General features: G+C 69.2%; 6 protein-coding genes. 4 read left to right on the plus strand and 2 right to left on the minus strand.

The features are described 5' to 3' along the window. Positions 1-318, minus strand: a 318-nt coding sequence (locus CW348_RS03275; protein WP_287462744.1) for an NUDIX domain-containing protein, incomplete at its 3' end; no start/stop codon positions are given. Between the two features lie 11 nt (positions 319-329). Continuing rightward, positions 330-1,067, minus strand: coding sequence for an XRE family transcriptional regulator (locus CW348_RS03280; protein ID WP_287462746.1), 738 nt, complete (start codon positions 1,065-1,067; stop codon positions 330-332). Between the two features lie 272 nt (positions 1,068-1,339). Between CW348_RS03280 and CW348_RS03285 the strand changes: the two genes are divergently transcribed. The 4 genes from CW348_RS03285 to CW348_RS03300 form a co-directional block, all read left to right on the plus strand. Further along, positions 1,340-1,738 (plus strand): plasmid replication, integration and excision activator, encoded by a 399-nt coding sequence (locus tag CW348_RS03285; RefSeq protein ID WP_278459701.1) that lies wholly within the window; start codon positions 1,340-1,342, stop codon positions 1,736-1,738. Positions 1,739-1,853: 115 nt separating this feature from the next. After that, positions 1,854-2,099, plus strand: coding sequence for a hypothetical protein (locus CW348_RS03290; RefSeq protein WP_278459702.1), 246 nt, complete (start codon positions 1,854-1,856; stop codon positions 2,097-2,099). Beyond that, positions 2,099-3,541: an FtsK/SpoIIIE domain-containing protein gene (locus CW348_RS03295; protein WP_287462749.1), complete on the plus strand. Its 1,443-nt coding sequence runs from the start codon at positions 2,099-2,101 to the stop codon at positions 3,539-3,541. The genes CW348_RS03290 and CW348_RS03295 overlap by 1 nt, the downstream gene beginning before the upstream one ends. Next, positions 3,542-4,045 (plus strand): replication initiator (locus tag CW348_RS03300; RefSeq protein ID WP_353801214.1); only part of this gene is annotated, 504 nt, incomplete at its 3' end.

Consider the following 4,045-nt stretch of genomic DNA (forward strand, 5'->3'; position numbering starts at 1 on the left):
CAGGACGATGGAGAACTCCTGGCGGCACTCGCCGTCGCTGGTGTAGTAGATGACGTGCTTGGGGTCGCTGTAGATGCCGGAGATTCCGGTGATCTCGCAGGTGATCCCGGTTTCTTCCAGGGTTTCGCGTACGGCTGCCTGGGGGACGGATTCGCCGAGGTCGACGGCTCCGCCGGGGACGGCCCAGTTGCCGTTGTCGGAGCGGCGGATCATCAGGATCTCGTCGTGTTCGTTGGTCACGATCACGTTCACCGACGGGACCAGGCTGTTGGCCTTGGGGGCCTGGGGGTCGTCGTAGTAGTCGATCCGCCGTGCCATGAGGCTCTCTTTCAGTCGAGGGGCGTGGCCTCGTCCCACACCCGTTCGAAGCTTTCCACGTAGGTGGTCACCATGCTGCCTCCGGCGACCTTGCGCAAGTGGAAGACGGGCGCGTTCGCCGCGGGAGCGCCGTAGACGTGCGTGTTCACGAGCATCTGGTCATCAGCGCGGTAGATCGAGTTGTAGAGGACCGTCCGGTGTAGGCGGAACTCCACACCCTCCACGGCGCGCAGCGGCCGGTACAGCACAATGACGTTGCGGATCTTGGCGGCCATAGCGTCGTCGATGCCCTCGTCAGCGCCACGCTGGGCAACCGCCTCGCACTCCGGATCACCGAGCAGGATGCGCACCCGCACCCCGGCTTCGGCCTTGGCGGCGAGAAGCCTTGACACGCTGACGTCCTCGGCCAGGAAGAAACCGCTGTAGACGAGAATGCCGATCTCGCGCTCGGCGGACTCGAACAGGCGCTTCCACGTGTCGCTGGGAACGGTCCAGCGGTGCGGGTGAACCGCGATGATCTCGCCCTCGGAAGCCGCCTTCTTCTGGTCCTTGGTCAGGGCCTGCGGCCACAGGTACGTCTCGTCCACGCCCAGACGTGCGGCGACCGCGTAGCGGTGGCGGCGGTAGGGAACGCGGCCGAGGTTGATCCAGCGTTCGACGCTCTTGGCGTCCACGCCAATGGCCTCGGCGAGACTGGCCGGGGTCAGTCCCTGTTCCAGTAGTGCGGCGCGCAGTCTCTCGTTCGGCATGGAATCCGTGTTCGCGGGACGTCGGGGGACGCGCTCACATTATCGAGACGTCCTGAACACGTCCAGCCATGTAGTAGTCCCGTCCCGTGTTCCTTGCGCATCCTGCTACTTGTCCGCAGGAATCGGCGGTTCGGCCTCGATCGGCCGAGCTGTCGCCCTCGACGGATCGAGGCTTAGTCTCTGGCATCAAGAATCGATACATGTTATACATGTATCGATTTCAGGGAGTGGTCTGGCGTGGACCAGATCAACGCAGATGAGCAGGAGTCTTCATGGCGATTCAGGGTGCGTTGCCGGTGGAGTTCGGGACGGTGTTCCCGCACGGGGCGTTCGCGTTGGGGGTGGAGGCGGTGACGAACTTCGAGACCAAGCGGCCGGAAGTGGACCGGGAGACCGGGTTGCCGTTGTGGGCGGTGGAAGTGATCGACGCCGACCCCAACGCGCGGGGCAAGGCCAAGTCGGTGAAGGTCAAGGTGGCGGCCGAGGTCTGCCCCACCCTGCCCGATGAGGTGGCGGGGCTGCCGTTCCGGCCGGTGGAGTTCGAGGGCATGTCGGTCATGCCCTACGTGGACGACAACGGGCGCCGGCCCCGGGTGGCCTACTCGCTGCGCGCCCGCGGCCTCAAGGCGCCCGGTGCTCCGGCTCGTCGTGCGGCCAAGGACGCCGCCTAGTTCCTGACAAGCAAGCGGGGCGGCCTGGTGCTGCAACACCGAGCCGCCCCTTTTACCCCCTCTGCTCTCCGTTCGGCTTGCCAACCGATGAACCACAGAAGAGGTGTGTCTGATTATGGCTGACCAGCCGCCTCCCGTCTCACCCCGGGAGATCTCCGAGTTCCTCGCCCTGGTCCGCGAACGCTCCACGAACCGCGTCCCGTCGACCCCGGCCGAAGACGTGGCGTTCTTCGAGCGCAAAGCCGACCTGCTCACCCGGATCGCCGCGCACTCCTTCGACCCCGAAGCGGTGGAGGTGGCGGCGATCGCCCGGGCCCAGCTCGACGCCGCCCGCACCCGCCTGTCGGGGGGTGGGTGCTGATGTGGTGGTCTCCTCGCCCGGCCGCCCAGCAGGTGTCGGTGACCACGCCGGTTCCGGCGCAGGCATTCCGGTTCGCCACGCCGGTGCTGCCCACGCCGGTAGCGTTGATCGTGGCCCGCTGGCTGGCCCGCGCCTTGGTGCTGGTGGTGGGGCTGCCGTTCCGCTTCCCCGTCGCCACGGTGGCGGCTGTCGCCTCGCTCCTGGTCTGGCACGTCTTCGGCTGGGTCGCCGTGGCGGTGGTCTGGTCGCTGATCGATGTCGGCCTGCTGGTGTGGTGGCGGCGCTGGCCCTCTTCCTTCCGCCATTGGGTGGGGCTGCGCATGCTCGCCGCCTGGCGGTGGTGGTGGGTGTATGCCCGTCAGTGGCAGCCGGTGCTCGTGGTGGCGGGGCTGGCCGAGACCTACCAAGAGCGCCAGTACCTGCCCCGGATTCGGCGGGTGACGTGTTCGGAGTGGGCCGACCGGGTCCGGGTGCGCCTGGTCGCCGGAACTACACCCGCGGACTTCGAGAACCGGGTTGCCGAGTTGGCGCACGGGTTCGGCGCGCCCTCCTGCCGCGTGACCGTGCTGGGGCCGCGGGATGTGGTTCTGGAGTTTCCCCGGTGGGACACCCTCGCCGAACCGATTGCCGCGCTCGACGTTCCGGCCGTCCCTGACCTCGGCGCACTGCCCGTGGGGCTTCAGGAGGACGGCACGCCGTGGCGGCTGAGGCTGCACGGGACTCACGTCCTGGTGGTGGGCGTGACCGGGGCCGGCAAGGGCTCGGTGATCTGGTCGGCGATCCGCGCCATGCTCCCCGCGCTGGAAGACGGAACCGCGCAGGTGTGGGCGGTCGATCCCAAGCGGATGGAACTGTCCTACGGCCGCTCGCTGTTCGCTCGCTACGCCGACACGGGGGAAGCGGCGGTGGCCCTGCTCGAAGAAGCGGTGGCCGAGATGCAGGACCGGGCCGAACGCTACGCCGGACACCGACGCTCCCACACTCCCACGACCGGGGACCCGTTCGTGGTGGTGGTGTTGGACGAGGTGGCGTTTCTGACCGCCTACCACCCCGACCGGGACGTGCGCCGTCACGCGGAGAACGCCATCGCCACGCTCACATCCCAGGGCCGGTCGGTGGGGTTCTGCGTCCTGGCTGCGCTGCAGGACCCGCGCAAGGAAGTCATGAACCTGCGCAACCTGTTTCCCGACAAGATCGCTCTGCGCCTGGATGAAGCCTCGCAGGTGGACATGGTGCTCGGTGAAGGCGCACGGGACCGGGGCGCTAACGCGCACCTGATCGACCCCATGCTGCCGGGGGTGGCGTTCGTCCGGTTGGAGGGCTCGCCCATGCCGGTCCGCGTGCGGGCGGCGTATGTGTCCGATGACGACATCGACACCATGACCGCCGACCACACCTCGGCCGCGACAGTGGAACTCCACGTGGTGGGAGGGGCCGCGTAGATGCCCACACCGACCGGCAAGACCACGCGCGCCGAACGTTTGGCCCAACCTCTGGCGCGGGTGGTGGCCGAACAGATCGCCGCCGACCACGGGGTGTGCATCCGCCCGGTGAGTCTGCGGCGCATCGACACCGCCACCGGGGCCAGCGAGGTCATCGACGTGCCCTGTGGGTCCACGCTGGAATCCCGCTGTCCGGCCTGTGCGCGCCGCAAGCGGTCCCTGCGCCGCACTCAGTGTGAGGAGGGCTGGCACCTGGCCGAGGAACCGACCGTGGTTCCCGATGATCCCTCCGAGGTTCAGCGGGCCTGGGTGGAACGGCGGGCCGGGGTCCCGGCCGAACCCGACCCGCTGGCCGCCCCCCGCGCGGGGCCCCGGGGCCCCGGGGGGGTGGGCCCAGCCGGCTCCGGTTCGGGTGGGGGGGTCCGTGCCCCGGGGGGCCGCGGCCGGGTGCGTCCCGCCCTCTCCGCGGGCCGGGGCCGGGGCCGGGGGGGGGGCGCGCGCCCC

Origin of the sequence: Thermobifida sp., from assembly GCF_017577275.1 — a bacterium.
GTDB classification, from domain to species: Bacteria; Actinomycetota; Actinomycetes; order Streptosporangiales; family Streptosporangiaceae; genus Thermobifida; species Thermobifida fusca.

What these genes read in the sequence shown, in the direction of transcription:
- CW348_RS03295 (WP_287462749.1), top strand. Translation starts at nt 2,099, where the DNA reads ATGTGGTGGTCTCCTCGCCCGGCCGCCCAGCAGGTGTCGGTGACCACG.
- CW348_RS03285 (WP_278459701.1), top strand. Translation starts at nt 1,340, where the DNA reads ATGGCGATTCAGGGTGCGTTGCCGGTGGAGTTCGGGACGGTGTTCCCG.
- CW348_RS03280 (WP_287462746.1), bottom strand. Translation starts at nt 1,067, where the DNA reads ATGCCGAACGAGAGACTGCGCGCCGCACTACTGGAACAGGGACTGACC.
- CW348_RS03290 (WP_278459702.1), top strand. Translation starts at nt 1,854, where the DNA reads ATGGCTGACCAGCCGCCTCCCGTCTCACCCCGGGAGATCTCCGAGTTC.